The 24,519-nt window shown below is 57.6% G+C and carries 22 protein-coding genes; 13 read left to right on the forward strand and 9 right to left on the reverse strand.

What is annotated here, in order from left to right:
• The first annotated feature begins 7 nt into the window (after window positions 1–7).
• From PGH32_RS20325 to PGH32_RS20345, 5 genes are all read left to right on the forward strand, one after another.
• Window positions 8–784, forward strand: coding sequence for a TIM barrel protein (locus PGH32_RS20325; protein ID WP_337894953.1), 777 nt, complete (start codon window positions 8–10; stop codon window positions 782–784).
• Between the two features lie 110 nt (window positions 785–894).
• Window positions 895–1,818 carry a substrate-binding domain-containing protein gene (locus tag PGH32_RS20330; protein WP_314427025.1) on the forward strand — a complete coding sequence of 308 codons (924 nt, stop codon included), beginning with the start codon at window positions 895–897 and terminating at the stop codon, window positions 1,816–1,818.
• Between the two features lie 335 nt (window positions 1,819–2,153).
• A complete protein-coding gene (locus PGH32_RS20335; RefSeq protein ID WP_337894954.1) occupies window positions 2,154–3,050 on the forward strand; it encodes an alpha/beta hydrolase in 897 nt (298 codons plus the stop codon).
• A gap of 193 nt (window positions 3,051–3,243) precedes the next feature.
• On the forward strand, window positions 3,244–3,561 hold the full coding sequence (locus PGH32_RS20340; RefSeq protein ID WP_337894955.1) for a CopG family ribbon-helix-helix protein: 318 nt from the start codon (window positions 3,244–3,246) through the stop codon (window positions 3,559–3,561).
• The gene (locus PGH32_RS20345) at window positions 3,561–3,866 is read left to right on the forward strand and encodes a type II toxin-antitoxin system RelE/ParE family toxin (protein WP_337894956.1); all 306 of its coding nucleotides are present in this window, start codon (window positions 3,561–3,563) and stop codon (window positions 3,864–3,866) included. Before PGH32_RS20340 ends, PGH32_RS20345 begins: the two co-directional genes overlap by 1 nt.
• A 115-nt stretch (window positions 3,867–3,981) precedes the next feature.
• On the opposite strand, the gene PGH32_RS20350 is transcribed toward PGH32_RS20345, so the two are convergent.
• The gene (locus PGH32_RS20350; RefSeq protein WP_337894957.1) at window positions 3,982–4,800 is read right to left on the reverse strand and encodes an alpha/beta fold hydrolase; all 819 of its coding nucleotides are present in this window, start codon (window positions 4,798–4,800) and stop codon (window positions 3,982–3,984) included.
• Window positions 4,801–5,104: 304 nt separating this feature from the next.
• On the opposite strand from PGH32_RS20350, the gene PGH32_RS20355 reads away from it, so the two are divergent.
• Genes PGH32_RS20355 through PGH32_RS20365 form a run of 3 tightly spaced genes read left to right on the forward strand, consistent with a single transcriptional unit; the run spans window position 5,105 to window position 7,794 of the window.
• Complete coding sequence (locus PGH32_RS20355) at window positions 5,105–5,746, forward strand: hydrolase (protein WP_105593567.1); 642 nt, start codon at window positions 5,105–5,107, stop codon at window positions 5,744–5,746.
• A 54-nt stretch (window positions 5,747–5,800) separates the two neighbouring features.
• Window positions 5,801–6,217, forward strand: a complete 417-nt coding sequence (locus PGH32_RS20360; protein ID WP_337894958.1) for a DoxX family protein — start codon at window positions 5,801–5,803, stop codon at window positions 6,215–6,217.
• Entirely contained in the window at window positions 6,214–7,794 is a 1,581-nt protein-coding gene (locus PGH32_RS20365) for an MFS transporter (protein WP_337894959.1), read from the forward strand. The genes PGH32_RS20360 and PGH32_RS20365 overlap by 4 nt, the downstream gene beginning before the upstream one ends.
• On the opposite strand, the gene PGH32_RS20370 is transcribed toward PGH32_RS20365, so the two are convergent.
• Window positions 7,788–8,825 carry a LacI family DNA-binding transcriptional regulator gene (locus PGH32_RS20370; protein ID WP_314427037.1) on the reverse strand — a complete coding sequence of 346 codons (1,038 nt, stop codon included), beginning with the start codon at window positions 8,823–8,825 and terminating at the stop codon, window positions 7,788–7,790. The two genes, PGH32_RS20365 and PGH32_RS20370, sit on opposite strands and share 7 nt — an antisense overlap.
• Window positions 8,826–9,272: 447 nt before the next feature.
• Here PGH32_RS20370 and PGH32_RS20375 point away from each other — a divergent pair, with 447 nt between their 5' ends.
• The 4 genes from PGH32_RS20375 to PGH32_RS20390 all read left to right on the forward strand — a co-directional run bounded on the left by PGH32_RS20375 (window position 9,273) and on the right by PGH32_RS20390 (window position 14,183).
• A complete protein-coding gene (locus PGH32_RS20375; protein WP_337894960.1) occupies window positions 9,273–11,645 on the forward strand; it encodes a membrane-bound PQQ-dependent dehydrogenase, glucose/quinate/shikimate family in 2,373 nt (790 codons plus the stop codon).
• A 484-nt stretch (window positions 11,646–12,129) separates the two neighbouring features.
• The gene (locus PGH32_RS20380; protein ID WP_337894961.1) at window positions 12,130–12,801 is read left to right on the forward strand and encodes a hypothetical protein; all 672 of its coding nucleotides are present in this window, start codon (window positions 12,130–12,132) and stop codon (window positions 12,799–12,801) included.
• Window positions 12,788–13,492, forward strand: a complete 705-nt coding sequence (locus PGH32_RS20385; protein WP_337894962.1) for a hypothetical protein — start codon at window positions 12,788–12,790, stop codon at window positions 13,490–13,492. The genes PGH32_RS20380 and PGH32_RS20385 overlap by 14 nt, the downstream gene beginning before the upstream one ends.
• Window positions 13,485–14,183, forward strand: coding sequence for a hypothetical protein (locus PGH32_RS20390; RefSeq protein ID WP_337894963.1), 699 nt, complete (start codon window positions 13,485–13,487; stop codon window positions 14,181–14,183). The genes PGH32_RS20385 and PGH32_RS20390 overlap by 8 nt, the downstream gene beginning before the upstream one ends.
• On the opposite strand, the gene PGH32_RS20395 is transcribed toward PGH32_RS20390, so the two are convergent.
• Genes PGH32_RS20395 through PGH32_RS20405 form a run of 3 tightly spaced genes read right to left on the reverse strand, consistent with a single transcriptional unit; the run spans window position 14,180 to window position 17,312 of the window.
• Window positions 14,180–16,048: an amidohydrolase gene (locus PGH32_RS20395; protein ID WP_314427051.1), complete on the reverse strand. Its 1,869-nt coding sequence runs from the start codon at window positions 16,046–16,048 to the stop codon at window positions 14,180–14,182. The two genes, PGH32_RS20390 and PGH32_RS20395, sit on opposite strands and share 4 nt — an antisense overlap.
• Window positions 16,041–16,625, reverse strand: coding sequence for an antibiotic biosynthesis monooxygenase (locus PGH32_RS20400; protein WP_314427053.1), 585 nt, complete (start codon window positions 16,623–16,625; stop codon window positions 16,041–16,043). Before PGH32_RS20400 ends, PGH32_RS20395 begins: the two co-directional genes overlap by 8 nt.
• A 45-nt stretch (window positions 16,626–16,670) precedes the next feature.
• Entirely contained in the window at window positions 16,671–17,312 is a 642-nt protein-coding gene (locus tag PGH32_RS20405) for a hydrolase (protein WP_105595705.1), read from the reverse strand.
• A 131-nt stretch (window positions 17,313–17,443) separates the two neighbouring features.
• On the opposite strand from PGH32_RS20405, the gene PGH32_RS20410 reads away from it, so the two are divergent.
• The gene (locus PGH32_RS20410; RefSeq protein ID WP_123334301.1) at window positions 17,444–18,352 is read left to right on the forward strand and encodes a LysR family transcriptional regulator; all 909 of its coding nucleotides are present in this window, start codon (window positions 17,444–17,446) and stop codon (window positions 18,350–18,352) included.
• An 84-nt stretch (window positions 18,353–18,436) separates the two neighbouring features.
• On the opposite strand, the gene PGH32_RS20415 is transcribed toward PGH32_RS20410, so the two are convergent.
• The 4 genes from PGH32_RS20415 to PGH32_RS20430 form a co-directional block, all read right to left on the reverse strand.
• Window positions 18,437–20,884 carry a hypothetical protein gene (locus PGH32_RS20415; RefSeq protein WP_337894964.1) on the reverse strand — a complete coding sequence of 816 codons (2,448 nt, stop codon included), beginning with the start codon at window positions 20,882–20,884 and terminating at the stop codon, window positions 18,437–18,439.
• Window positions 20,885–21,090: 206 nt separating this feature from the next.
• Window positions 21,091–22,578, reverse strand: coding sequence for an FGGY-family carbohydrate kinase (locus PGH32_RS20420; RefSeq protein ID WP_337894965.1), 1,488 nt, complete (start codon window positions 22,576–22,578; stop codon window positions 21,091–21,093).
• The gene (locus PGH32_RS20425) at window positions 22,575–23,468 is read right to left on the reverse strand and encodes an L-ribulose-5-phosphate 3-epimerase (RefSeq protein ID WP_314427063.1); all 894 of its coding nucleotides are present in this window, start codon (window positions 23,466–23,468) and stop codon (window positions 22,575–22,577) included. Before PGH32_RS20425 ends, PGH32_RS20420 begins: the two co-directional genes overlap by 4 nt.
• Window positions 23,468–24,514, reverse strand: a complete 1,047-nt coding sequence (locus PGH32_RS20430; RefSeq protein WP_314427067.1) for an ABC transporter permease — start codon at window positions 24,512–24,514, stop codon at window positions 23,468–23,470. Before PGH32_RS20430 ends, PGH32_RS20425 begins: the two co-directional genes overlap by 1 nt.
• Window positions 24,515–24,519 lie beyond the last annotated feature (5 nt).

Consider the following 24,519-nt stretch of genomic DNA (forward strand, 5'->3'; position numbering starts at 1 on the left):
CGCCACCATGTCCGATTACAGCCTGTCCGTCAGTGCCGAAATGGTTTTCCTCGATCTGCCGTTTATTGAATGCGTGCAGCGTATTCATCAGCTGGGCTTCGGCGTGGAGATCTGGCACTGGGAAAACAAAGATATTGCTGCGCTGGCGGCGACCGGTGCGCGCTTCACCTCGATGACCGGCTATCTGACCGGCAACCTGACCGACGATGCGGAAATTGAAAACCTGCTGAGCAGCGCCGAAGAGTCGCTGGCGGTGGCCGCGCGGCTGAACTGCCCGTCGCTGAACCTGCACGGCACCGGGCTGGATAATAAGGGCCTGCCGGTGAAGCCGGTGGACATCGTCACCGGCGAGATGTGGGTGAAAGCGGTGAGAACGCTGGAGAAGCTGGCGGCGCTGGGTGAGAAAGCCGGACGGGTGTTTACCCTGGAAAACCTCAATACCGCCGTCGATCACCCGGGTACGCCGTTTGCCAAAGCGGCGGATACTCTGGCGCTGGTGGAAGCGGTCAACAGCCCGTATCTGAAGATGAATCTGGACCTCTACCACGCGCAGATCGGCGAGGGCAACCTGATTGAGCTGGTGCAGCGCAGCGGCGGTGCCATTGGTGAAATTCAGGTGGCGGACGTGCCGGGCCGCTGTGAGCCGGGCACCGGAGAGATCAACTATCGCGCGGTGGCCAAAGCGCTGCGTGCCATGAATTACCGGGGGGTAATTGCGCTGGAAGGCTGGGCGTCAGGGGACACTGAAACCGCTCTGGCAAGCTTTAAAGCGCACTTTGAGTAATGCAGTACCGATGCGGCCAGCCCTGGCCGCAATTTTTTAAGCAATCAGTCGTTCATCAGTAGTTTGCAGTTAAAAAATAATAACTTACCTACACCTACAGGAATCACGCTATGAACACGAAAAAAATCGCACTGCTCGTTTGCGCTATGGCGCTGGCACCGGCATCCCAGGCGAAAGACCTGCGCATTGGCGTTGCGCTGGCCAACTTCGATCTTAACTTTGTTTCTATTCTGCGCACCCAGATGGCGAATGAGATGAAGAAGGAGAATATTCAGGGACAGTTTGAAGATGCCAAGGGCGATGTGGCGGTGCAGGTTCAGCAGGTTGAGAACTTCATTAATCAGGGCGTTGACGCGATTATCCTCAACCCGGTGGATACTCAGGGCGTGAAAAGAATGATGGATGCGGCCACCAAAGCCAATATCCCGCTGATCTTCGTGAACCGTAAGCCGGAAGTTGAGCTGTCCGGTAAGATGGCCTACGTCGGCTCCGACTCGATGCTGGGCGGCCAGATGGAGATGGAAGCGCTGGCGAAAAAAATGAATTACAAAGGCAACGTGGCCATTCTGATGGGCGCGCTGTCGGCGGAAGAGGCGCGTCAGCGTACCAAAGCCACGGAAGAGGTGATCGCCAAATACAAAGATATGAAAGTGGTCGAGAAGCAGTCCGCCCAGTGGATGCGTAACGAAGCGGTGGATGTGACCTCCGGCTGGCTGCTCTCCGGCGATAAGATCGATGCGATTGCCGCCAACAACGATGAGATGGCGATCGGCGCGATTATGGCCCTCGGCCAGAGCGGAAATAAAGATATCCTGGTCGCCGGTATCGACGGCACCCCGGATGCCCTGCAGTTTATTAAAAACGGCAAGCTGGCGTTAACCGTGTTCCAGGATGCGGCGGGCCAGGGCGTGGGCGCGGTGACCATGGCGAAGCAGGTGATTGACGGCACCAATAAAGACAAATTTATGTGGATACCGTATCAGGTGATCACCAAAGAAAACTATGCGGACTTTGCCAGGAAGAACGTGAAGTAATGTTTGCCGGGCCTTGATTCCGGGGCCCGTTTTTTCCATCTGCAGCCACGCAATCCTTCTGTGTCATTGCCCGCGATGGCTTCTCCGTACTCCGCTCTTCGCGATCCCTCTGCCTGCTGCTGCCGTTTTCGGTGTGCTGCCTCCCTGTGCGTCCGGCAGAACCCTCCCCCGGACCACCGTTCTGTTGGCGCCCCGGCGCGGGCGGATGATGAAAAAAGTGTGACCCCTGTAGCATTTTACCGCCGTTGTGAATATTATTTCGCCACTGAGAACCGCCGTCCTGGCACTCAACACTAAATTCCCTGTCCCCCTGCTGAGAATGTTGGATATGTACGATGATTAGTCGCCGCCGCCTGCTGCTTGGCTCCGGCGCGTTTATCCTTGCCATGAGCACCGATAACCTGTTCGCACGTCAGGACTTTTTCCCCCTTTGGCCGGAAGAACCGCCGGGCGGCGGCGGGCCGAAAGGGGCGCTGCGCATCTCGCCTAACGGTTCGTGGTCGAATATCGTCAGCCCCGGCATTCAGCGTTTTCAGCCGGAAGAACCGAACGGTAAAGCCGTACTGATTGCCGCCGGTGGGGGATACCGCTGGATCGGCATGGGGCGCGAAGGCTGGCCGGTAGCGCGATGGCTGGCCTCGAAGGGCTACACCGCCTACGTACTCAGCTATCGTCTGCCCGGCGAACACTGGCAGGACGGTAACCTGGTGGCGCTGCAGGATGCCCAGCGGGCGATCCGCCTGGTGCGTTCAATGGAACGCAGCGTGCATCTGCTCGGCTTCTCCGCCGGGGGACATCTGTTCGGCATGGCCGCCGCCCGACCCGACTATAACGCCTATCAGCCGCAGGATGCGCTGGACCAGCTGTCACTGAAGGTTGAGAGCGTGGGGCTGATTTATCCGGTGATCACCCTCGAACCACCTTACACCCATACTAATACCCATCTGTCGCTGGTTGGTAACCATCCTTCTCCCGCCGAAGAGGCCAGCTGGTCGGTGCAGAACTATGTCACCCGCGCCTATCCGCCGCTGTTTATGGCGCAGGCGGAAGACGACACCACCTCCAACCCGGAAAACAGCGTGATCATGCACGATACCTGCCGCCGGATGGGCGTTTCGGTCCAGATGATCCGCATTTCCAAGGGCGGCCACGGTTTTGGGCTGGGTAAAGTGGGCACGCCGGCCGCAATTTGGGATGAAGCCTACGCGGTGTGGCTGGCGGCACGCGGGTGATTTTTCCTTTTCCGTAGCCGTTGGATTTTCAGCTGCGAATTTGCGAGCGGCCTCGGTTAATCGGTCAAAATACCAGCGCTAACGGACAAGCTGTGGCATAAATAGTGGTGCTTATTCACATGGAATCGCGCAGATTTTTCAGGCGTGTTGCACAGAACCCGGCTGCTGGCGGGTGAGATCAGGATGATTTAGTATGATTAGAATTGAATCACATTATGAGAGCTCCATTATGGGACAGACAAAAACACGTGCGATTACCGCCTGTGTTACCCTGGAAATGGCAGAGAAACTCGATCGGATAGCGGCGGACTACAGTTGCTCACAGGAGTGGCTGATAAAGCAGGCCTTACAGGATTTAATTGACCAGGAAGAGCAGCGTCATCAGATGACGCTGGAAGCACTGGCCGCTGTGGATGAGGGCCGCGTTGTTGCCCATGATGATGTGATGAAATGGGCGACAAGTTTAGGCACAGAGAAGCCCTTATCGGTACCCAAATCCGGTAAACAGTAATGGTGTTGCTCTGGACGCAGCCGGCAATTGACGATCTCGAGCGTATCTATCGCTTTCTGGTATCGGTTAATCCATTAGCTGCTGCTGGCGCTGTACAGTCGCTGGTCGCGGCAGCAAAAAATCTTACCGTTCATCCGCGCAGTGGAACCGCTTTGGGAGCTTATCATCCGCGAGACGTTCGGCGACTTATCCTCGGGCATTATGAAATGCGCTATGAGTTTCAAGAAGAGACTGTCTCCATTCTTCGCATATGGCATACCCGGGAGCATCGTTTGATCAATCGCACTGAACCTGACAAGCGATAGCTTTGATTATCGGCTAACCATTCAGTGCAGCGATCGATGATACCTGCGTGCCGAGAAAAATGAGCAATAAAAAAGGGGGCGATTGCAATAATCGCCCCCTTTAATGAGAAGTAAATTAGCGCTGCAGGAAGGCCAGCAGATCCTGGTTCAGCTGGTCCTGATGCGTTACCGCGAAGCCGTGTGGGGCATTGTCATACACTTTCAGCGTGGAGCCTGCGATCATCTCCGCCGCCAGCTTTCCGGTGGCTTCAAACGGCACGATCTGGTCGTTGCTGCCGTGGATAACCAGCGTCGGCACGTCAATCTTCGCCATATCGCCGCGGAAATCGGTTTCCGAGAAGGCGGTCACACAGTCAATGGTGCCTTTCAGCGACGCCAGCAGGGCAATATTCAGCGTCTGGGTCAGTACGCCTTCAGAGACGGTCTGGCCTGCATTGGTGCCGTAGAACGGCGTGCTGAAGTCGCTGATAAACTGGGCGCGGTCTTTACGCAGGCCGTCACGGATTCCGGCGAATACCGACTGCTCAACTCCTTGCGGGTGGTCTTCAGTCTGGCCGAAGATTGGCGTGACGGCGCCCAGCAGAACCAGCGCGTTGATGCGCTCGCTGCCGTAGCGGCCAATGTAGCGGGACACGTCGCCGCCGCCCATTGAGAAGCCCACCAGGGTCACGTCGGTCAGGTCAAGGTGCTGGATCAGGTCGTTGATGTCGGAAGCGAACGTATCGTAGTTGTATCCTTCCCACGGCTGCTCTGAGCGGCCAAAACCACGGCGGTCAAAGGCAATGACGCGGTAGCCGCGCTCGGCGAGGAAATTCATCTGGCTGTCCCACATGTCGGCATCCAGCGGCCAGCCGTGGCTGAACAGAACCGGCTTACCTGTACCCCAGTCTTTGTAATAGATTTGCGTGCCGTCTTGCGTATTGAATGTGCTCATGGTTATTTCCTCTAATCGTTAATGATTCAGTTATTTTCGTCTTGTTGGAATTAATCTTAGATGCTCTGACGACGGATAGATAACGCAGAGATTTTGATAACTTGTTAGAAAATTCTTATCAACTTATCTTGCTGATATGGATGGATAAATTCTTCTATATAATGGCTAAAAACCTGTCAAAAAAATCTTAACGAGTTGCTAAATTCTTTCCGCTATCCGCTTTTCATCTCCTGCCGTAATCTTATTTCCAGCAGCACAACATCACTCACAAAATTGAAAAACGACACGTTAAGAGGAATTGAAAATGTCTAAATTTGACCTGCTGGACCCACAGAACTCTACCCTGATTTTCATCGACCATCAGCCGCAGATGTCCTTCGGTGTTGCCAACATCGATCGCCAGCAGCTTAAAAATAACACCGTCGCTTTAGCCAAGGCGGGCAAGATTTTTAACGTGCCGACCATCTACACCTCGGTTGAAACCGAAAGCTTCAGCGGCTACATCTGGCCTGAACTGTTAGCGGTTCACCCGGAATCAACCCCGATTGAGCGTACCTCAATGAACTCCTGGGAAGATGAAGCTTTCGTGAAGGCGGTGAAAGCCACCGGCCGCAAAAAGCTGATCATCTCCGCCCTGTGGACCGAAGTGTGCCTGACCTTCCCGGCGCTGATGGCGCTGAAAGAGGGCTTCGAAGTCTACGTAGTGACCGACACCTCCGGCGGCACCAGCGTGGATGCCCACGAGCGCTCGATTGACCGTATGGTGCAGGCCGGCGCAGTACCGGTGACCTGGCAGCAGGTGCTGCTGGAGTACCAGCGCGACTGGTCACGCAAAGAGACCTACGACGCGGTGATGGACCTGGTGCGCGAGCACAGCGGTGCCTACGGCATGGGCGTGGATTACGCCTACACCCTGGTTCACAAAGCCCCGGCCCGTAAGGCCTGATCCATTAACCCGATGCCGGAACCGACCAACAGGCGGTTCCGGCAGGAGAGAATCATGCGTAATGCCCTTATTCCTGCTTTAACGTCTCGCGTGCCGTTCCCGGCCGTTCGCTGGCTGGCGCTGTTAGCCCTCTGTTCTGCCTATATCCAGGGCGGCCTGGTCAAGCTGCTGGATTTCCCCGGCGCGATAGCCGAGATGCAGCATTTTGGTCTGTCGCCTGCGGCTCCGATGGCCGCCGCGGTGATTGCGCTGGAACTGGGGGCATCACTGATGATCCTTAGCGGCCGCCTGCGCTGGCTGGGCGCGCTGGCCCTGGCGCTGTTTACCTTCTCCGCCACCTTTATGGCTAACGCGTTCTGGCAGGTGCCGGTAGCGGATCGCGGCATGGTGATGAACGGATTTTTTGAACACCTCGGGCTGGCGGGTGCGCTGGTGTATGTCGCCTGCAATGATTTGAGGAACAGCAAATGACCACCCCTACGCAATCAGGTGCCTTCGCTCCGCTGAAACAGGGGCTGTTTGCCGCCATCTGGGCGGCGACCATCCTCGGCAACACCGGGAGCTTTATGCGCGACGTCGCCAGCTCCTGGCTGGTGACCGGCCTGTCTTCCAACCCGGCCGCCGTCGCGCTGATGCAGACCGCCGCAACCTTACCGATTTTCCTGCTGGCGATCCCTGCCGGGGTGCTGTCGGATATTCTTGACCGCCGCCGCCTGCTGATTTTCGTGCAGCTGCTGCTGGCCAGCGTCAGCGGAACGCTGCTGATTTTGTCGCATAACAATATGCTGACCGTAGAGTATCTGGTGGCGTTAACCTTCGTCGGCGGGATTGGTGCCGCGCTGATGGGGCCAGCCTGGCAGGCGATTGTGCCGGAGCTGGTGCCGCGTCCGCAGCTGAAAAACGCCGTCGCGCTCAACTCGCTGGGGATCAATATTGCCCGTGCGGTGGGGCCGGCTGCCGGTGGTCTGCTGCTGGCGGCACTGGGTGCCTGGGCTGCTTACGGTGCCGATGTACTGAGCTACGTATTTGTTATCGCCGCGCTGATCTGGTGGAAACGCCCGCACAAGGCGCAGAACGAACTGTCCGAGCATTTCCTCGGCGCGTTCCGGGCGGGGATCCGCTATGTGAAGGCCAGCCGCGAACTGCACCGCGTGCTGCTGCGTGCGGCCATCTACTTCTTCTTTGCCAGTGCCATCTGGGCGATGCTGCCGCTGGTGGCGCGTAACCTGCTGCAGGGCAGTGCCGGATTCTACGGCATTATGCTGGGTGCGGTAGGAACCGGCGCCATCGTCGGCGCACTGATTATGCCGGCGCTGCGCCAGCGGATGAACGTTGACGGACTGATGCTGTTTTCTGCCGTGCTCTCTGCGCTGGTGATGGTGGTGATTGCCCTGCTGCCGGTGAAAGCGCTGGCGCTGCCGCTGATGATCCTGCTGGGCGTCAGCTGGATCACCGCGCTGACCTCGCTGAACGGCGTGGCGCAGGCGGTACTGCCGGACTGGGTACGTGGTCGTGGGCTGGCGGTCTACCTGATGATTTTCAACGGAGCGATGGCGGCAGGGAGCCTGGTCTGGGGCCTGGTGGGCCAGCAGATTGGCCTGGTGCCAACGCTTATCGTCGCGGCAATACTGCTGCTGGTTTCCGCGCTGCTGTGTCTGCGTCTGAAACTGCCGGCCGGTGAAGCGGATCTTCAGCCTTCCGGCCACTGGGATGCACCGGAGCTGAGCGGTGACGTGACGACCGATCGCGGCCCGGTGATGATTCAGATTGAGTATCAGGTGGCGGTGGAAGATCGCCCGGCGTTCCTGGCAGAGATTAAGAAGCTGTCGCTGACGCGCCGCCGTGACGGAGCCTACGCCTGGGGAATTGCGGAACACAGCCACGATAGCGGCACGCTGATGGAGTGGTTCCTGGTGGAATCCTGGCACGAGCATCTGCGCCAGCACCAGCGGGTATCAAATGCCGATGCCGATTTACAGAGCAGCGTAACCCGCTTCCATCAGGGGGAAGAGAAACCGAAGGTGCATCACTTTATTTCGCTTCACTGATGGGGGTCGGCGGCAGGGTTAAGATGGGACTGGCGGATACGCAGTTCGCCGTACCGCCACGGACCCTGTTCGTCAGCCTCGGCACCCAACAGACGGTTCAGCGCTTCGGCAATTTGCAGGTCGGAGCGCTGCGCCCAGGTGGTCAGATTCCAGGTGGTAGTTCGCGCCTCTTCCACGTCATCAAAGCCGGCGACGCCAATATGCAGTTCGGCATCGTAATCGCGAATCGCCTGCATTGCCCCGAAAGCCAGCACGTCGTTCTCGCAAAACAGCGCATCAATCCGCGATTCAGCGGGCGTGACCCGTAAATAGTCACTCATGGCGCGATACGCGATTTCGCGATCGTAGTGGTTACATTTCAGCAGGATATCCAGCTTTTTCCCCGCCGCCTGCAGCACCGACTGATAGCCTTCCATCCGCAGTAAATGCGTGGTTTCCGTGTTGCGGCCTTCCATATAGCCATAGCGCTGATAGCCCTGATCCAGCAGCAGCTGCCCGATTTCCCCACCGGCGGCAAAGCCGTCAATATTGACCACTTCGACATCCGCCGTGTCGGTGTTGCGGCAGACGTGAACCGAAGGCACCTGATGTATGCTTTCTGCGGTGAGGATCAGTTCATCGCTGAGGATGGTGGCGAGAAATAGCAGGCCATCGACCTGCAGCTGCCCGGCCATTTCCAGCACCGAACGATAGTTCTCCTGCGAGTCGGTGTTCAGGAGCAGCATCATATAGCCGCGCTCGTTCAGCTGATGGCTGACTTCGCTGAGCATTTTCAGAGTGTGCGGGTTATTAAACTCATCGGTGACCACGCCGATAATGTTGGTTTTACGCTGTTTCAGGCCTCTGGCCAGCAGGTTAGGGCGGAATCCCAGCCGGTTAGCGGCTTCCAGTACCTGTTCCCGCACTTTCGGTGAGATTGATGCGCCGTTTTTAAAGGCGCGCAGGACCGTCCATTTTGATACGCCAACCAGTTCGGCAACGTCGCTGGCGGTCGCTTTCTGCTGCTGCTTCTCTCTCACTTTGTTTTTCATCGTTTTATCTTCGTATCCCTCAGATTACGAGCCACAGAATAAACAAATCCTCACCGGGGAGACAGCACGCGCTGGCGATTGTGTTAGCTGCGTCGTTTCTTCACTGTACGAATTGAGAACAGTTATCGTTGCTACCGTTGGCAAAGTTTTGCCAACGGTAGCAAACTCCGGTAACATTTGATCTAAGTCACAAACAACAAACATTACTGCATCATATTTTTAAATAAATTAACCAAGCAGGCTCAAACCCACAACAAATGTAATGGGTTAAGGATGAGTGTTGCCTGCGTTCAGAGAATATGCCGCAGAACGGGTGCAGAGGGGGGAAGAAATCCGGGGATTACGTTTTTAAAATCAGATAATTAGACAGAAATCGACATTGTGCTGGGCAAAAGTCGTTTTACCTATCTTCCTGAATGACTTTTTCTAAATGGAAAATATCTCATCATGAATAACAGTAGAAATATTGTGGTTACACTCATCGGGGCGGCACTGCTGCTGCTGGGCTTAGGCCTGGCCGCGGGCGGCGCGTACCTGATCTCCCTGGGCGGTTCCTGGTTCTATCTGCCTGCCGGTCTGGCGATGGCCGCCAGCGGTCTGGGCCTGATCCGTCAGAAAGGCTGGGCGCTGTATGTCGCCTGGGCACTGCTGATCGTCAGCCTGATCTGGGCATTCAGCGAAGTCGGTACCGACTTCTGGCAGCTGGTGCCGCGTACGGTCACCTTCCTGGTGGTGGCGCTGCTGGTGACGCTGAGTGCGCCAACCCTGCGTAAAGCCGATCTGGGCCGCGTGATTTCCTGCAAGCTGGCCGCCGGCGTTTCTGCGGTGCTGGCGATCGGTATCATCGCTATCTTTGCCGGTATGTTCCGTCCGCATCCTGAAGTGGAAGCCACCGCCGATAAAGTGCCGGTGCTGGATGAGAAAGCGGCGGATGACAGCGGCAACGACTGGACCGCCTACGGCCGTAATACCGGCGGGCAGCGCTTCGCGCAGTTCGACCAGATCAACACCGCTAACGTGAAAGATCTGAAAGTAGCATGGACCTATCACACCGGCGATCTGGCGATTAACGGTGCTGAATACCAGACCACTCCACTGAAAGTCGGCAACACTATGTACGTCTGTACGCCGCTGAATAAGGTGATTGCGCTGGATCCGGTGACGGGCAAAGAGAAGTGGCGCTTCGATCCGAAAATCGAAGAAACCGCCGGTAACAAAGCCTGGAAACGCTGCCGTGGCGTGGCGTATACCGAGCTGAGCGACGCGCCGCAGGACGGCACCCAGCCGGCGATTGCTGGCAACAAGCGTATTATCAGCACCACCAACGATGGCCGCATCTTCTCGCTGGATGCCGAAACCGGCAAGCTGGATGAGAGCTTCGGCGATAACGGTTTTGTTAACCTGCTGAACGGCCTGGGCCCGACCGCGCACGGCTCTTACTACCTGACCTCAGCCCCGCTGGCTGCCGATGGCGTGGTGATGGTGGGCGGTAAGCTGAACGACAACCTGACCACCGGTGAGGCGTCCGGCGTGGTGCGTGGCTATGATTCACGCAGCGGTAAACTGCTGTGGGCATGGGATGCGTCACGCGGTGCAAAAGACAGCACGCCGCTGCCGGAAGGCGAAACCTATCCGATTGAAACCCCGAACTTCTGGGGCACGGCGGCCTATGATGCGAAGCTGGGCATTGCCTACTTCCCAACCGGCAACCAGACCCCGGACTTCTGGACCGGCAACCGCCATCCTTACTCTGACGAGTACAACGACTCCGTGGTGGCCGTTGAGCTGAAAACCGGTAAAGAAGTGTGGCACTTCCGCACCGCAAACCAGGATCAGTTCGACTACGACGTTTCTTCCCAGCCGATTCTGTACGATATGCCGGGCAAAGACGGCACCGTTACGCCGGTGCTGATCCAGCTGACCAAGCGTGGCCAGGTATTTGTTCTGGACCGCCGTACCGGTAAGCCGGTGGTGGAAGTGGAGCAGCGCAAAGTGTCCACTGACGCAATGCCGGGCATGAAAGTGGCCGAAACCCAGCCGTATTCGGCGATTTCAGTGGGCACCAAGGCGCTGAAAGAGTCCGATATGTGGGGCGCATCAATCTTCGACCAGCTCTACTGCCGCGTGCAGTTTAAAGAGATGCGTTGGGAAGGCGAGTTCACCCCGCTGTCTGATAAAAAACGTACGCTGATCTACCCGGGCTACTACGGTGGCTTTAACTGGGGCGGCGGCGCGATTGACGTTTCTACCGGTACGCTGATCGTTAACGATATCCGCATGGCGCAGTGGGGCCAGTTTATCAAGCGTGAAGATGCCGATGCCCGCGGCCTGCAGGCGACGACCGAAGGGGAATACTCCGAGCAGCTGGGCACCCCGTGGGGCGTTGAGCGCGGCATGTTTATCTCTCCGCTGGGCGTGCCGTGCTTCAAGCCGCCGTTTGGTTCGATGACCGCTATCGATCTGGCGACCGGTAAAACCCGCTGGCAGGTGCCGATGGGCACCATCAAGGATGCGCCAATCCACGGCGTCGCGCCGGGTCTGGATATCCCTCTGGGTATGCCAACCATGGGCGGCCCGCTGGTGACCAAAGGCGGCCTGACCTTCTTCCACGGTTCTCTGGACTACTACGTGCGCGCGCTGGATAACAATACCGGTAAAGAGCTGTGGCGTGGTCGTCTGCCGGTAGGTGGACAGGGTGCGCCGATGACCTACATCGGTGAAGACGGCAAGCAGTACATCGTGGTGGTTGCGGGCGGCGCAACCCGTACCGGGACCAACGACAATCGTGGCGATGACGTAATCGCTTACGCGCTGCCGTAACTTTCCGTAAAACGATCGAGCCGGGTTAAGCAGACGCTTAGCCCGGCTTTTTTTATGCCTGAAGGATTACAGCGAAGGGGCGTGCAGCAGCTCGTTGAGCTGTCTGGTGATATTGCGCAGCCTGTCGGCAGTAGCGTTGTCAGGACGAGCGTTTATTGATGACCTTTTTTGCGAAGATAATGGCTCAATTAGCTCATTATTTGATCGTTAAAGGACGTGGGTGTCAATATTGAGCTTTTATGGGTTAAATGAATGTAAATGGTTTAAATATGACTTTTTTAGAGATTTTTTAATCAAATATGACCATTTTATTGAAATTTGAATCAGGTAAGGTCCAGATATGACAAAACGCCTGAGGCTATTCCCCCAGGCATTTTTGCCAGGTTCCGGCATACGATTATAAAAATTTATTGACATTTATAATGTGCAATGAAAGTCTTTGTCCATAAATCAAAGCTCATGGACAAGGATCATTTTTATTTTTATGAAAAGTCAAGATATTTTAGTGTTGTTTAAAATATTGTGCATAACCCGCGCTGCGGCTGGCGAATTGCTGCTCCACTCGGCTGTATCACAACACGATGCTGGCTGGTCTGATGATACATGGGGGAATGGGGATAGCTGGGAAGCGGATCAGCTACGCCAGATCGATAGTCTAAACGAGGCTGAAAAGCAGCGAGAGTATCTTTTTAGCGTCAGAGGGCTGTCAGAATCACTGGGCATCAGTAAAAGTGAAATTAATAACTGCATAACGCGCTGTCTGAATGTGAATCTTGCAAAAATAAGCCGAATCAATCAGCGAATTGAAGTGAATAAAAAAACGCTGTTTAATTTTATTCGCTATGGTCTAAGACTGGTTTTTCCGGTCAAACCTGCGGAACTGACGCGGGGTATCCCCACTACGTTCTCCGCGCCCGTCTTACAGGGAAGCCTCTATTCGGCTGGCGACTTTATGCTGGTGTGGCCCGATCCCCTGGGCAAAGAAATGGGGCTTTCAATAGCACCTTTATACAAATCGGTCCCGTTTGCGGTCCGTCAGGATCCTGAGCTGTATGCCTGTCTGGCCCTGCTTGATGCCGTACGAATAGGAAATCCGCGGGAGATGAAGCTGGCGCTGGAGAAACTGGAGGACAAACTCTTCAATGAAAACGTCTAATTTTGACGCCTTACGAGAAATGATTGTTCATGTTGCCGAAGCGTTGGGTAATGACCTGCTAGAGCAAACGGCTTTTGTTGGTGGGGTGACAACGGGACTGCTAATTACCGATGATTATACGCGTCAGTCAGTGAGAACAACGGATGATGTCGATCTGATAACCAGCGCGTTGGGCTATGTGCAGCATGCCAGCTTTGAAGAGGAACTTAGGCGGAGAGGATTCAGGGATGATGCTGAATCCTCTGTTATCTGCAGGAAACGCCTGGGTGAAATCCAGGTGGATTTTATGCCCACGGATAACACCTTAGGTTTTACTAACAGATGGTACGCTGATGCATTGAAGTCGGCAGAAAATTATGAGCTACGCCCGGGCCTTATCATCAGATTACTGAGCCCGGTGTATTTTATTGCGACAAAACTTGAAGCGTGGAATGGACGGGGTGAAGGCGATCTTTTAACGAGCCGCGATTTGGAAGATATTATGAATCTCATCAATGGTCGCGATACGCTTATCGAAGAAATCAGCCCGAGCGAGCCAGACATGTTGAGCTATATCTCGCAGGAGTTTATAAAACTGACTGCTGAGGATGACTTCGAGTATTTGCTTCAAACCAGCACCAACGGTGATCGGGCCAGGATGACGTACCTCGAAGGTCGAATTCAGCAAATTATCGGATTGAGTAATGATTGAAGGAATCATCACTTCGCTAAAAGGAAGCCTCCGCGATAGCTATCAGGACTATGCAAATTTTCACATAGGCGAAAATGCAGAGATCTGGATCGTTGCCGATGGAGCAACGAATGCAAAGGACAGTGGTGAGTTTATCTCGTTGTTTTGCGCGAGCTTGTTGGGCAGTTTGCTTTCATGGGGCGATCGGTTGGCGGTCAAGCATGTGCCTGACGCTATCAACATGACTCACGAGAAAATTAAGCGAAGATTCATTTGTGCGAAAGGCAGCTTCCTTCTGCTTTTCATCGATAAAAAAACGGATGTTCAACATTGTTTTTATCTCGGCGACTGCCGTGTTGGTCAGGTTATGGATGGCGCTATCACCTGGCATACTCAGCCCCACAGCCTACCTCTTGCTCTCGGTGCCCTTGATGAGCAACAGCTCTGCCTTCATTCTCAGCGCCATGTTGTGTTTCGGCAGTTAACCGCGCGTCGGCTTGAGAAGCCTGATTATCTACAACTTAGCCTGAATTTATCTCTGCCGGTGGTGCTGGCAACGGATGGATTCTGGTGCAATCATCCCGCAGCGTTGCCTGACGAGCTGTCGTCTGAAGCGCTCATTACCCACCTTAATGGGCAAAAAAACACATCAGACGACATGACGATCGTTATACGCCGTCACCCAAACGATAACGGCGCAACCCTCAGTTAAAACGCAAAGCAGGAGCAGCCCAGCGCGCCCCAGAAGGCATTGTCATCCGATACCGGCACCGTTGAGCGGCGCGCCACGTCGTGCGAGTGGCTGTGCACACCGCAGGGGCCGCTGCACTGGTGCGGCTGCGAGGCGAAGGCGGCACGACCGTTGGCCTGCGGCGGCGCGCTGCGGTAGTGGCCGGGTACGGTAACCACGGGTGACCACTCCGGCAGCACCGGCACCGGCGGCGGCGACAGCGGGGTGAAGCCGCCAGCGGCGTAAACGATTTCGCCATCGACCACGGTCAGCACCGACTCAATGCCTTTAATCGCCTCTTCCGTGACGCTGAAGTAGTCCTGCGACAGAATGGCGAGGTCCGCCAGCTGGCCGACTTTAATCTGGCCCTTTTTACCCTGCTCGCTGGAGAACCAGGAGCTGCCCTGGGTCCACAGCATCAGCGCGGTTTCACGATCCAGACGAGCACTGTCGTCGTACATCGCCATGCCGCCCACGGTGCGGCCGGAAACCAGCCAGTAAAGCGCGGTCCACGGGTTGTAGCTGGCCACGCGGGTGGCGTCGGTGCCCAGACCTACCGGCACGCCGGCGTTGAGCATTTTGGCGACCGGCGGCGTGTGCTTCACCGCTTCTTTACCGTAGCGGTCGGCGAAGTATTCCCCCTGGAAGGCCATGCGGTGCTGCACCGCGATACCGCCGCCCAGCGCCTTAACGCGATCGATATTGGCTTCGGTAATGGTTTCCGCATGGTCAAAGAACCAGTGCAGGCCGTTAAACGGAATATCGCGGTTCACCTTCTCGAACACGTCCAGCATCCGGCTGATGGATTCGTTGTAGGTGGCGTGCAGGCGGAACGGCCAGCGGTGCTCAACCAGGTGGCGCACCACGCGCTCCAGCTCATCTTCCATGCCCGGCGCCAGGTCCGGGCGCGGCTCCAGGAAATCCTCGAAGTCGGCGGCGGAGAACACCAGCATTTCACCGGCACCGTTGTGGCGATAGAAGTCGGTTCCCTGGCCGGGTTTCAGCATATCGGTCCACTTCTCGAAATCTTCCAGCTCGTGGCCGGGGCGCTGGGTAAACAGGTTGTAGGCGATGCGCACCGTCAGCTGCTTTTTCGCGTGCAGCTCGGCGATCACTTCGTAATCGTCCGGGTAGTTCTGGAAACCGCCGCCCGCATCGATGGCGCTGGTCAGGCCCAGACGGTTCAGCTCGCGCATAAACTGGCGGGTGGAGTTCACCTGCTGGTCCAGCGGCAGCTTCGGCCCTTTTGCCAGGGTTGAATACAGCAGCATCGCATTCGGACGGGCAATCAGCATGCCGGTCGGATTGCCGTTACCGTCGCGCTGGATCTCGCCGCCCGGCGGGTTCGGCGTATCGCGGGTGTAGCCCACCACGCGCAGGGCGGCGCGGTTCAGCAGCGCCCGGTCGTACAGGTGCAGGATAAAGACCGGGGTGTCCGGCGCGGCTTCATTGATCTCATCCAGCGTTGGCATGCGGCGCTCGGCAAACTGGAATTCGTTCCAGCCGCCGACTACGCGCACCCACTGCGGGTTTGGGGTACGCAGCGCCTGCTCTTTCAGCATCCGCAGCGCATCGGCCAGCGACGGCACGCCTTCCCAGCGCAGTTCGAGGTTGTAGTTCAGGCCGCCGCGGATCAGGTGCAGGTGCGAATCGTTCAGTCCCGGAATACCGGTGTGGCCTTTCAGATCGACGACTTTGGTGTCGTTACCGGCGAACTGCATCACTTCCGCTTCGCTGCCGACGGCGAGAAACTTGCCGTCTTTGATGGCCACGGCGGTCGCCAGCGGTTTTTCACGATCGACGGTGTGGAAGTTACCGTTGGTCAGGATCAATGAAGCACTATTCATTATTACTCTCCAGGTTCGACTTCCCACGCGGGGCGAGCCAGTTAGCGAATAAACGTGTTACCACCGGCATCCACAGAAACACCACCAGGGCGACAACGGATGCGTCGTTAAGTAAATGTCCCCACGGCGTGCCTTTAGCCGCGGGCAGAACCGCCCCCCAGAACCACGGCACCAGATTGGTGGAGGGATAGATAACCCCGAGGGTGATCAGAAACTGCTTCCACTTTTTCGGTGCCTTACGCTCCGGGGTGGGTGGGGTAAACCAGAATGCCGCGCCCGGCCGCAGTTCAATATGCTCCGGGCCGCACAGCATGGCCGGCAGTTCGGCGATCAGCGCGTGGCGCTGGGTTGAGTTGATCCAGCGATAAAGATTATCCAGCGTGTCGAACCTGATCAGAACCGTGTAGGTCTGTTCGCCGTGAACCGGCCTTAAAATATTAACGCCGAGGTGGCCGTCGAATAATGCCGCCTGCGGCATCACTTTTTCCAGCCACTGTTCATACTCCGGCTGCTTACCCGCCAGCAGACGGTGGGTGATGACCAGGGTCACGTGCTCAGGCTGATGTGGATAATCCATGTTACTCTCCTAAACGCCCCCGGATGCGAGCCGGGGGCCGGGGGATCAGGCTTTACGGGCCGGGGCTTTGTGGACCATGGTGTAGGCGTAATCCACGCCCATGCCGTAGGCACCGCTGTGCTCACGCACCAGGTCCATCACCGCGTCGTAGGTCTCTTTGCGTGACCAGTCGCGCTGGTACTCCAGCAGCACCTGCTGCCAGGTCACCGGTACCGCACCGGCCTGCACCATACGGTCAATCGAGCGCTCGTGGGCATCGACGCTGGTGCCGCCGGAGGTGTCGGTCACCACGTAGACTTCGAAGCCTTCTTTCAGCGCCATCAGCGCCGGGAAGGTCAGGCACACTTCGGTCCACAGGGCGGAGATAATCAGCTTTTTGCGGCCGGTGGCTTTTACCGCCTTCACAAAGGCTTCATCTTCCCAGGAGTTCATTGAGGTGCGTTCAATCGGGGTTGATTCCGGGTGAACCGCCAGCAGCTCCGGCCAGATGTAGCCGCTGAAGCTTTCGGTTTCGACCGAGGTATAAATAGTCGGCACGTTAAAAATTTTGCCTGCTTTGGCTAAAGCAACGGTGTTATTTTTAAGCTGCTGGCGATCGATGTTAGCGACGCCGAAAGACATTTGTGGCTGGTGGTCGATGAAAATCAGGGTGGAGTTCTGTGGGTCCAGCAGGTCAAGTTTAGACATTTTTTAATCCTCGTTAAGTTTGTTGGTTTGCAGTTCGTCTTGCGTGTTTACACAATACGAGAGGCGCGCTTTGGTTGATAACGGAAAGAATTTAGGTTGTTGTTAAACAATTTTTGGGTTTGGGGAACACCATGCGATTAAACCTTGAAGCGCTGCTGATTCTGGATGCGCTGGACCGGCACGGCACCTTTGCCGCGGCGGCGGCCAGGCTGTTTAAAACGGCCTCCGCGCTGAGCTATACCGTGCAAAAAATGGAAAGTGACCTGAATATCACCCTGCTGGATCGCTCCGGCCATCGCGCGACATTCACGCCAACCGGCAGGCTGATGCTGGAGAAAGGACGCGTCTTATTACGGGCAGTGGGCGAGCTTGAGCAGCAGGCGCAGTACGTGGAAAGCGGCTGGGAGAGCAAGCTCACCATCAGTCTGGATGCCTCGGTGCCGTTTTCACTGCTCTCCGGGTTGATCGACGAGTTTTACCAGCAGCACCAGCACACGCGGCTGATGTTCCGCCACGACGTGCTGGCCGGATGCTGGGAAGCGCTGAGCTACGGCGATGCCGATATTGTGTTTGGTGCCGTGCAGCAGCCCGCGCGCCACGCGGGCGTTGAGTGCGTGCCCATCGGCTGGCTGGAATATGTCTTTGCGATTGCGCCGGAGCATCCGCTGGCCGCGCTTCCCGCGCCGCTGCTGCGCGATCAGATCCGCCAGTATCGTGCGGTAGTGGTGCGCGACAGTTCGCGACATGCGGAGGGGATGGATCTGAGGATCCTCGACGATCAGCCGATCCTCAGCGTGCACAGCTTCAGCGATAAGGTGCAGGCGCAGGTGGCGGGGCTCGGCTGCGGCTATCTGCCGCGCTATCTGGCCGCACCGCATCTGGAAAGCGGCGCGCTGGTTGAGCGCCAGCTGGATAGCGAAACCCGCCGCGACCAGGCGTTCCTGGCGTGGAAGTCCAGCGCCACCGGTAATGCGGCGATGTGGTGGCGTGAGCGGCTACAGAACTTCAACGGCATTCACGAAGTGTACGTTCCGGCCTGACGGGGCGGTTTGCGCGGCTGCGTCCGCCATGCAGACTGACGGCTCCGGTTCCCGGTTCGGGTAACGATCCCGGCCGGGAGCGGGTTATTCACCGGCCTCTCTCCGCACCGCATTCACCCAGCCGGGTGCCTTATCCAGAATCTCCTCGCTGAGCCATTCCCCCATCTTCCAGCCGAGTGTGTGGCAGGCCTCCCACTGGTTTTCATCGAAAAACTGATCGCTGGTGGGCTGCTGTGGAAAAGCGGGTTGCCGGGCCGCATAGCGTTCGGTATCCAGCCCGAGGTCAGCGATCAAATGCGGTTTCACCACGATCAGCGCGGCGTAGTCTTCCCGGTCGGGGTAGCCGATTCGCGCCAGCATAAACGGGGCCGGGTTTTCTCTTTGGGTCAGTAAATCTGGGGTGGTAAAACGCCCTGCCAGCGCGGGTTCCACGACGCTGTTATCAAGGAACTCTATGCGGGTGGCGTAATCGATACGCGCCTTTCGGACCAGATTTTCAACATCTTCATAGTGGTAGTCCGGGTCTGCGCCGCAGTCGGCCAGCACGATCAGCGGCACCCGGCGTTTCAACAGCGCATACACCCCGGTATTGTCAAAATGACCGCCGTCCGAAACGTACCACAGGCTGCTGTTCATGCCGGGGAAGAAAGCCAGCATTTCACCGATCAACGCCCTGAGGTGTGGAAACGTCTCCGGCTTTATTTTCCGGTCATGCCTGTCCAGCTTCTCCGCCGTTGTGGCGATGTACTTACGCTTTCTGATGAGCAGGTTTTCATTCCAGTATCCCAGACGGATCGCCGAGGTGAACAGCAGGGCGGCGGTGCCAGTGCGGGTGTTCGATCCCATGCCCGTACCCAGCGCGGCACCGGAGATCGCCAGCCATTTGGACAGGTGCTCTTCCTCCCAGTCGATGCCCTGCGGCAGCTGCGTGCCGGTTTCAATACCCAGCGGGCCGAGCGTCAGCGCCATGCCTTTGCGGTCGGCGTTAAAGTTACCGGTGCGATCGTCTACCGTCTGGTTAATGCAGCAGTTAATCAGGTGCAGCGGGCCGCCAAAGCGATGAGGATGATAGTCGCGCAGCAGTACGTCATCGCCGGGCTGTACGTCGGTAATGCGCCACTTCTGATTTTCACCTATCCGATCGCGTTGGTAATCGGAGAGCAGACTGAGCGGAAACCGCGCGCCGTTCGTTTCCGGCCGGCCGGGGCGAAAATAGTTTCCCACCGAGATCCAGGCGCGCTCCAGCCTGGCGCGATACAGATTGTGCAGGGATGACAGATTCAGGACATCGACCCGCCTGCGGGTCAGCCAGAAATAGACCGCCATCAGCGCCAGGAAAACGATATCCATCAGCAGCGCTGGCCAGCCGGACGATTTTTCCGGGATGTAGAGATCGGTAAACAGAATCAGCAGTATCGTCGACCAGCTGAGGAACAGAGCCAGTAAAAGAAGATAACCAATCTGGTTGATGATATTTGCTACCGGCTTTTTCTTGGCCGGGTTTTTCGTCGGGGGCTTTATCCAGTGCCTTAACAGCGAAATAGCGGGCGGCAGCAGGGCCAGCACGGTCAGGAAGGTGAGAAAGTTCGCCCGGACTTTTATCCAGTAGCAGAATTCGGTCGCGCCATAGCAAAACAGGCAGGCCAGCGCCGCGAGCAGCGCCACGGCCAGTTTCCTGGTGCGGATAAGCCGCTGCCGGGCAACGGAAAGAGTGGTGATTTTTAATGCGCAGCAATCCTGCACCAGCTTAGCGGCCAGCGGCAGGCAGGAGAACAGCAACACCCCCATACCCAGCCCTATCGGCTTATCACGGTAAACCATGTGTGGGCTGAAACCGTAGGCCAGCAGCAGCGCCAGCGTCACGAGGGGCACGGAAAGAGTGGTGTAGTAATCCTGATAGCGGCCTTTTGTTGTGCCATCGTCCCCTCCACCGGCGGGCCGGATGATCCACCAGGCACTCATCTGCCAGAGGGCGCAGGCCAGCGGGATCAGCATCAGACCGATCCAGACCGGAGCCGGCTTGCTGGCCGGGCTGAAGCCGGTGAGCAGCAGGCCGGGAAAGAACATCAGCGCCGCCAGAAACAGCATCACGGTAGCGGCCTCAAAGTGCGAGGCCAGCAGGCCGCGCAGGGTGTAGGCCATTGCCCGTGAGGTATCGCGAAACCCCGCCGGCGCCAGGTAGCGGCCATTATTCCGCAGCCACCAGAGTAAGAATGAGCGTTTCTCTGCCAGACCCGCCTCCACCGCTTCGGCCTTCTGGTCTTCGTTATAGAGCCGCCCCAGCGTACCGCCAAAATAGCCGCCGCCGGATACCGTGGAAAGATAATCAAATCGGCGCAGGACTTTATTTGCCGCTAACGCCCTGACCAGGCCGAGGCAGAAGGTGGCGCTGCGGATGCCGCCGCCGGAGAGCGCCAGCGCGCTGACGGGCCGGTCGGCGCTGACATTCGCCTGCTGCCGCCTGTGCTGAATTAACGCGTCTTCGTCGCGCTGAGTATCCTGGCCATTATTATTTATCAGAGGCTCGCTCATGATTTTCTGGTCCTGAAGGCTTCGCCGTTATGGATGGGGCTTTGCATTACACAATAGGAATCGGGATTAAAAAATGACAGCGGATTGTGTGAGGACTGTGCGCATTTAACAGAAAAATGGACACTTCACCCATGCGGCCGCAGGCTCAGGGTGGGAGCAGGAGAGTGGGGGGATCCTCCGGCTGCAGCCGCAGCCGGAGAGGGCAGTCAGACGATGGCCTTTACTTCACTTAATGCTTCGGCAATCCGCTTAAAGCGATCGAAGCGTTTTCTCAGCATCGCGTGTTTGGCCGGGTTCGGCTCCAGGCGAAGGGTGGGCGGCTGGCAGTGCGTCATCGCCGTCTGGAAATCTGCATATTCGCCCGCGCCGACCGCCGCGCAGATCGCCGCCGCGCGGCAGCCGGACTGCTTCACGTCGACGATTTCCAGCGGCAGGTTGCTGGCGTCACAGAACATCTGCATCCAGATATCCGAATGCGTGGGGCCGCCCGTAAAACGGATGGTGCCGCTGCCCGCGCCCAGATCCTGTACGCGGTCCTGATGCAGCAGATGGGAGAAAACGATGCCCTGATAAATGGCATAGATCATATCTTCCCGGCTGTGGTGGCCGCTCAGCCCCAGGAAACCGCCGTGCAGGCTGTCGTGGAAGTTGGAGCCGTACAGCCACGGATAAAACAGAATATCGCTGTCCTTTTCATAGCCCTCCTTCGCCCACTGATTAAACTGCCGGTAGCTGTCCGGCAGATCCGGGAAGAACTGCTTCACAAACCAGGCGAGGTTGCTGGCGGAGGTCGGGCTGCCTTCGTGAACGAAGAAGGTGCCGGGGATGCAGTATTTCCCCCATACGTAAGGGTAATCGGACGGCTCAATGCGGTCGAAAACGCGGGTGGCGATGCTCCAGGTGCCCGCCACCGCGCTCAGGCAGTGACTGTCGTGAACGCCCGACGCCAGCGCTGCGCCGACGACGTCAAACAGCCCGCCGAAGACCGGCGTTCCGGCTTTCAGTCCGCACTGCGCGGCGGCCTGCTCGGTAACGTATCCGGCGCAGTCGGCGGAACCGATTACCGGCGGGGCTTTCTCAGCCATCTCTGCAATGTCGAAGATGTTAAACAGCGTGGGATCGAACGCGCCCTGCTGCTGGTTAAACAGGTTGCTGCCGGAGATATTGGTCTCTTCGCAGGCAAACTCGCCGGTCAGGCAGTAGCGGATATAGTCGTGGACCATCAGAATATAGCCCGCACGCTGATAGTTTTCCGGCTCATGCTCCTTCAGCCAGCCGAGCAGCGCCGCCGGATGCGACGGCCACAGCTGTTGCAGGCTGCGCCCGTAAGCTTCGGCATCGCGGCCTTCACTTTTCCAGCGGCTGACCAGCGGCTGCGCGCGCGAGTCGGAAGAGACGATACCGTTACGCACCGGCTGGCCCTGCTTATCCACCAGGTACAGCCCCTTACCGTGGGCGGAGAAGCTCACGCCGTGAATCGCCTCCGGCGCGATGCCGCTTTCCGCCAGCGCCTGGCGGATCACCCGGCCGGTGGCGGACCACAGCTCGGTCATATCGCGCTCGCAGAAGCCCATCTGTTCGCTGAGCAGCGGAACCGCCAGCTCAACAACTTTAACCTCCCGGCCGTCGGCGGTATAAATCCCGGCTTTGGTCACCGTCCCGCCTAAATCAACGCCCATATAGTAGTGGTTCATACTGCCTCCGGGCTGGGCAGCGCGGAGCGGGTTTCACCCCAGCCGGCTGCGGCCATTTTGTCTTCAATCCACTGACGGGCGCGGATGATTTCCAGCAGCGGCTCGTCCGCTTTCTCCGTCCACATCTCAATCAGGAAGGTGCCGCGATAGTTCAGGCGGCGCAGGGTTTTAAAGAACTGCACGAAATCCACGCAGCCCTCGCCAAACGGCACATCGCGGAACTGGCCCGGTGAATCCGGCGTGACCGGCAGCGTATCTTTCAGGTGGATAGCCGCAATCCGATCGATGCCGCCGGTCAGCTCGCTGTCCACCTCATTGCCCCAGGCGGTGAGGTTGCCGATATCCGGATAGACGGTGAACCACGGCGAGTTAATTTTCGCATTCAGCGCCTGCCACTTGCTGATGGAGTTCATAAACGGCGTATCCATAATTTCCACCGCGCACATCACCTGCGCCCCGGCGGCCAGCTCAACGGCCCAGGCCACGGAGTCCTCGAAGCGGGCGATGGTGTCGTCGTCCTGCGGTTCGTAATAGACGTCGTAGCCGGCCAGCTGGATGGTGCGGATGCCCAGATCCTGCGCCAGACGCACGGCTTTCTCCATAATGGCATAGGCCTGCCGGCGGGTTTCTGCATCGCGGCTGCCGAACGGGAAGCGGCGGTGCGCCGACAGGCACAGGGTGGGAATGCGCACGCCGGTCTGCTGAATCGCCCGGATAATCTCCATGCGCTCCGCCTGCGTCCAGTCCAGCCGCGCCAGGCGTTCATCGCTTTCATCTACCGACATCTCGACGAAATCAAACCCGCAGGATTTCGCGACGGCCAGCTTCTCAACCCAGCTTGTCCCTTTCGGCAGCGCCTTTTCGTAAATCCCTAATGGATGCTTACGCATTATCTTTCCCCACGTGTTGCCAGCAGCTGCTGGTGCTTTTTCCGGTTAAGCTTCATCGCGCGCTGCGCCTGCCATTTGTTTTTAAAGAATTTGAACGCCAGGGCGAAAATCAGCGTGATGCCCCACACCGCCAGGTTGAAGTGCAGGCTCACCCCCGCCAGGCTCAGGCCGGTGGCGATCACCTGCAGCACCAGCAGCGCGCAGAAAACGTGGACAACTTTGCCCACGCCGCCGAACGGGTCGGTTCCACCCAGCACAATCGCCAGCACCGTCAGCAGCAGGTAGGAGTCGCCATAGCCCATACGCGCCGAGTTGAAGCGGGCCATCATGATCAGCCCCGCCAGCACGCACAGCAGGCTGGAGATGGAATAAATCGCCATCATGATGCGGTCGGTACGGATGCCGCTGAACCAGGTGGCGTTAATGTTGCTGCCGCACATGTAGATGTTTTTACCCAGGCGGGTTTTGCCCAGCAGCAGGGCGAGAAATACGGTGGCGACAAGAAAGATAATCAGCGGAACCGGGATCCCCCCGATCACCTCCGATCCCATGCTGCGCACGATCGGCGGCATGCCGCTCAGCGCCGCGCCTTTGGTCAGATACACCCCAACACCGCTGATAATCGTCATGCTGCCGAGCGTCACCAGAATCGGGTGCGCGCCGATGCGGGAAATCATCAGCCCGGTCAGTACGCCGATCAGCACCGCAATCACCGCCGCGCCCAGCAGCGCCAGCACCAGCCACATCAGCTGCACGCCGATACTGGCATCAACCGGCACGTAGTGGATCAGCAGCCAGGCCATAAACAGGCTGGTGAGGTTGGCCGTGCCGATAATCGACAGATTCAGGCCGCCGCTCAGCATCGGTACAAACATCGCAAAGGTCAGCAGGCCCAGCTCCGGCAGCTGAAACGCAATGCTCAGAAAGGTATTTTCGGTCAGAAAGCGTCCCGGCATCGCCAGTGAAAAGGCTACCGTGGCAATCAGACAGATACCGAGCAGCCCGGTGCTGGTCCCGTCCAGAGGTAAAAACGATTTATTTTTCATTCAAC

The organism is Erwinia sp. SLM-02 (genome assembly GCF_037450285.1).
Classification (GTDB): domain Bacteria; phylum Pseudomonadota; class Gammaproteobacteria; order Enterobacterales; family Enterobacteriaceae; genus Erwinia.

What these genes read in the sequence shown, in the direction of transcription:
- PGH32_RS20370 (WP_314427037.1), bottom strand. Translation starts at nt 8,825, where the DNA reads ATGAAAAACAAAGTGAGAGAGAAGCAGCAGCAGAAAGCGACCGCCAGC.
- PGH32_RS20340 (WP_337894955.1), top strand. Translation starts at nt 3,244, where the DNA reads ATGATTAGAATTGAATCACATTATGAGAGCTCCATTATGGGACAGACA.
- PGH32_RS20405 (WP_105595705.1), bottom strand. Translation starts at nt 17,312, where the DNA reads ATGTCTAAACTTGACCTGCTGGACCCACAGAACTCCACCCTGATTTTC.
- PGH32_RS20385 (WP_337894962.1), top strand. Translation starts at nt 12,788, where the DNA reads ATGAAAACGTCTAATTTTGACGCCTTACGAGAAATGATTGTTCATGTT.
- PGH32_RS20395 (WP_314427051.1), bottom strand. Translation starts at nt 16,048, where the DNA reads ATGAATAGTGCTTCATTGATCCTGACCAACGGTAACTTCCACACCGTC.
- PGH32_RS20355 (WP_105593567.1), top strand. Translation starts at nt 5,105, where the DNA reads ATGTCTAAATTTGACCTGCTGGACCCACAGAACTCTACCCTGATTTTC.
- PGH32_RS20330 (WP_314427025.1), top strand. Translation starts at nt 895, where the DNA reads ATGAACACGAAAAAAATCGCACTGCTCGTTTGCGCTATGGCGCTGGCA.
- PGH32_RS20420 (WP_337894965.1), bottom strand. Translation starts at nt 22,578, where the DNA reads ATGAACCACTACTATATGGGCGTTGATTTAGGCGGGACGGTGACCAAA.
- PGH32_RS20400 (WP_314427053.1), bottom strand. Translation starts at nt 16,625, where the DNA reads ATGGATTATCCACATCAGCCTGAGCACGTGACCCTGGTCATCACCCAC.
- PGH32_RS20425 (WP_314427063.1), bottom strand. Translation starts at nt 23,468, where the DNA reads ATGCGTAAGCATCCATTAGGGATTTACGAAAAGGCGCTGCCGAAAGGG.
- PGH32_RS20350 (WP_337894957.1), bottom strand. Translation starts at nt 4,800, where the DNA reads ATGAGCACATTCAATACGCAAGACGGCACGCAAATCTATTACAAAGAC.
- PGH32_RS20365 (WP_337894959.1), top strand. Translation starts at nt 6,214, where the DNA reads ATGACCACCCCTACGCAATCAGGTGCCTTCGCTCCGCTGAAACAGGGG.
- PGH32_RS20375 (WP_337894960.1), top strand. Translation starts at nt 9,273, where the DNA reads ATGAATAACAGTAGAAATATTGTGGTTACACTCATCGGGGCGGCACTG.
- PGH32_RS20325 (WP_337894953.1), top strand. Translation starts at nt 8, where the DNA reads ATGTCCGATTACAGCCTGTCCGTCAGTGCCGAAATGGTTTTCCTCGAT.
- PGH32_RS20415 (WP_337894964.1), bottom strand. Translation starts at nt 20,884, where the DNA reads ATGAGCGAGCCTCTGATAAATAATAATGGCCAGGATACTCAGCGCGAC.
- PGH32_RS20390 (WP_337894963.1), top strand. Translation starts at nt 13,485, where the DNA reads ATGATTGAAGGAATCATCACTTCGCTAAAAGGAAGCCTCCGCGATAGC.
- PGH32_RS20360 (WP_337894958.1), top strand. Translation starts at nt 5,801, where the DNA reads ATGCGTAATGCCCTTATTCCTGCTTTAACGTCTCGCGTGCCGTTCCCG.
- PGH32_RS20410 (WP_123334301.1), top strand. Translation starts at nt 17,444, where the DNA reads ATGCGATTAAACCTTGAAGCGCTGCTGATTCTGGATGCGCTGGACCGG.
- PGH32_RS20335 (WP_337894954.1), top strand. Translation starts at nt 2,154, where the DNA reads ATGATTAGTCGCCGCCGCCTGCTGCTTGGCTCCGGCGCGTTTATCCTT.
- PGH32_RS20345 (WP_337894956.1), top strand. Translation starts at nt 3,561, where the DNA reads ATGGTGTTGCTCTGGACGCAGCCGGCAATTGACGATCTCGAGCGTATC.
- PGH32_RS20380 (WP_337894961.1), top strand. Translation starts at nt 12,130, where the DNA reads ATGAAAAGTCAAGATATTTTAGTGTTGTTTAAAATATTGTGCATAACC.
- PGH32_RS20430 (WP_314427067.1), bottom strand. Translation starts at nt 24,514, where the DNA reads ATGAAAAATAAATCGTTTTTACCTCTGGACGGGACCAGCACCGGGCTG.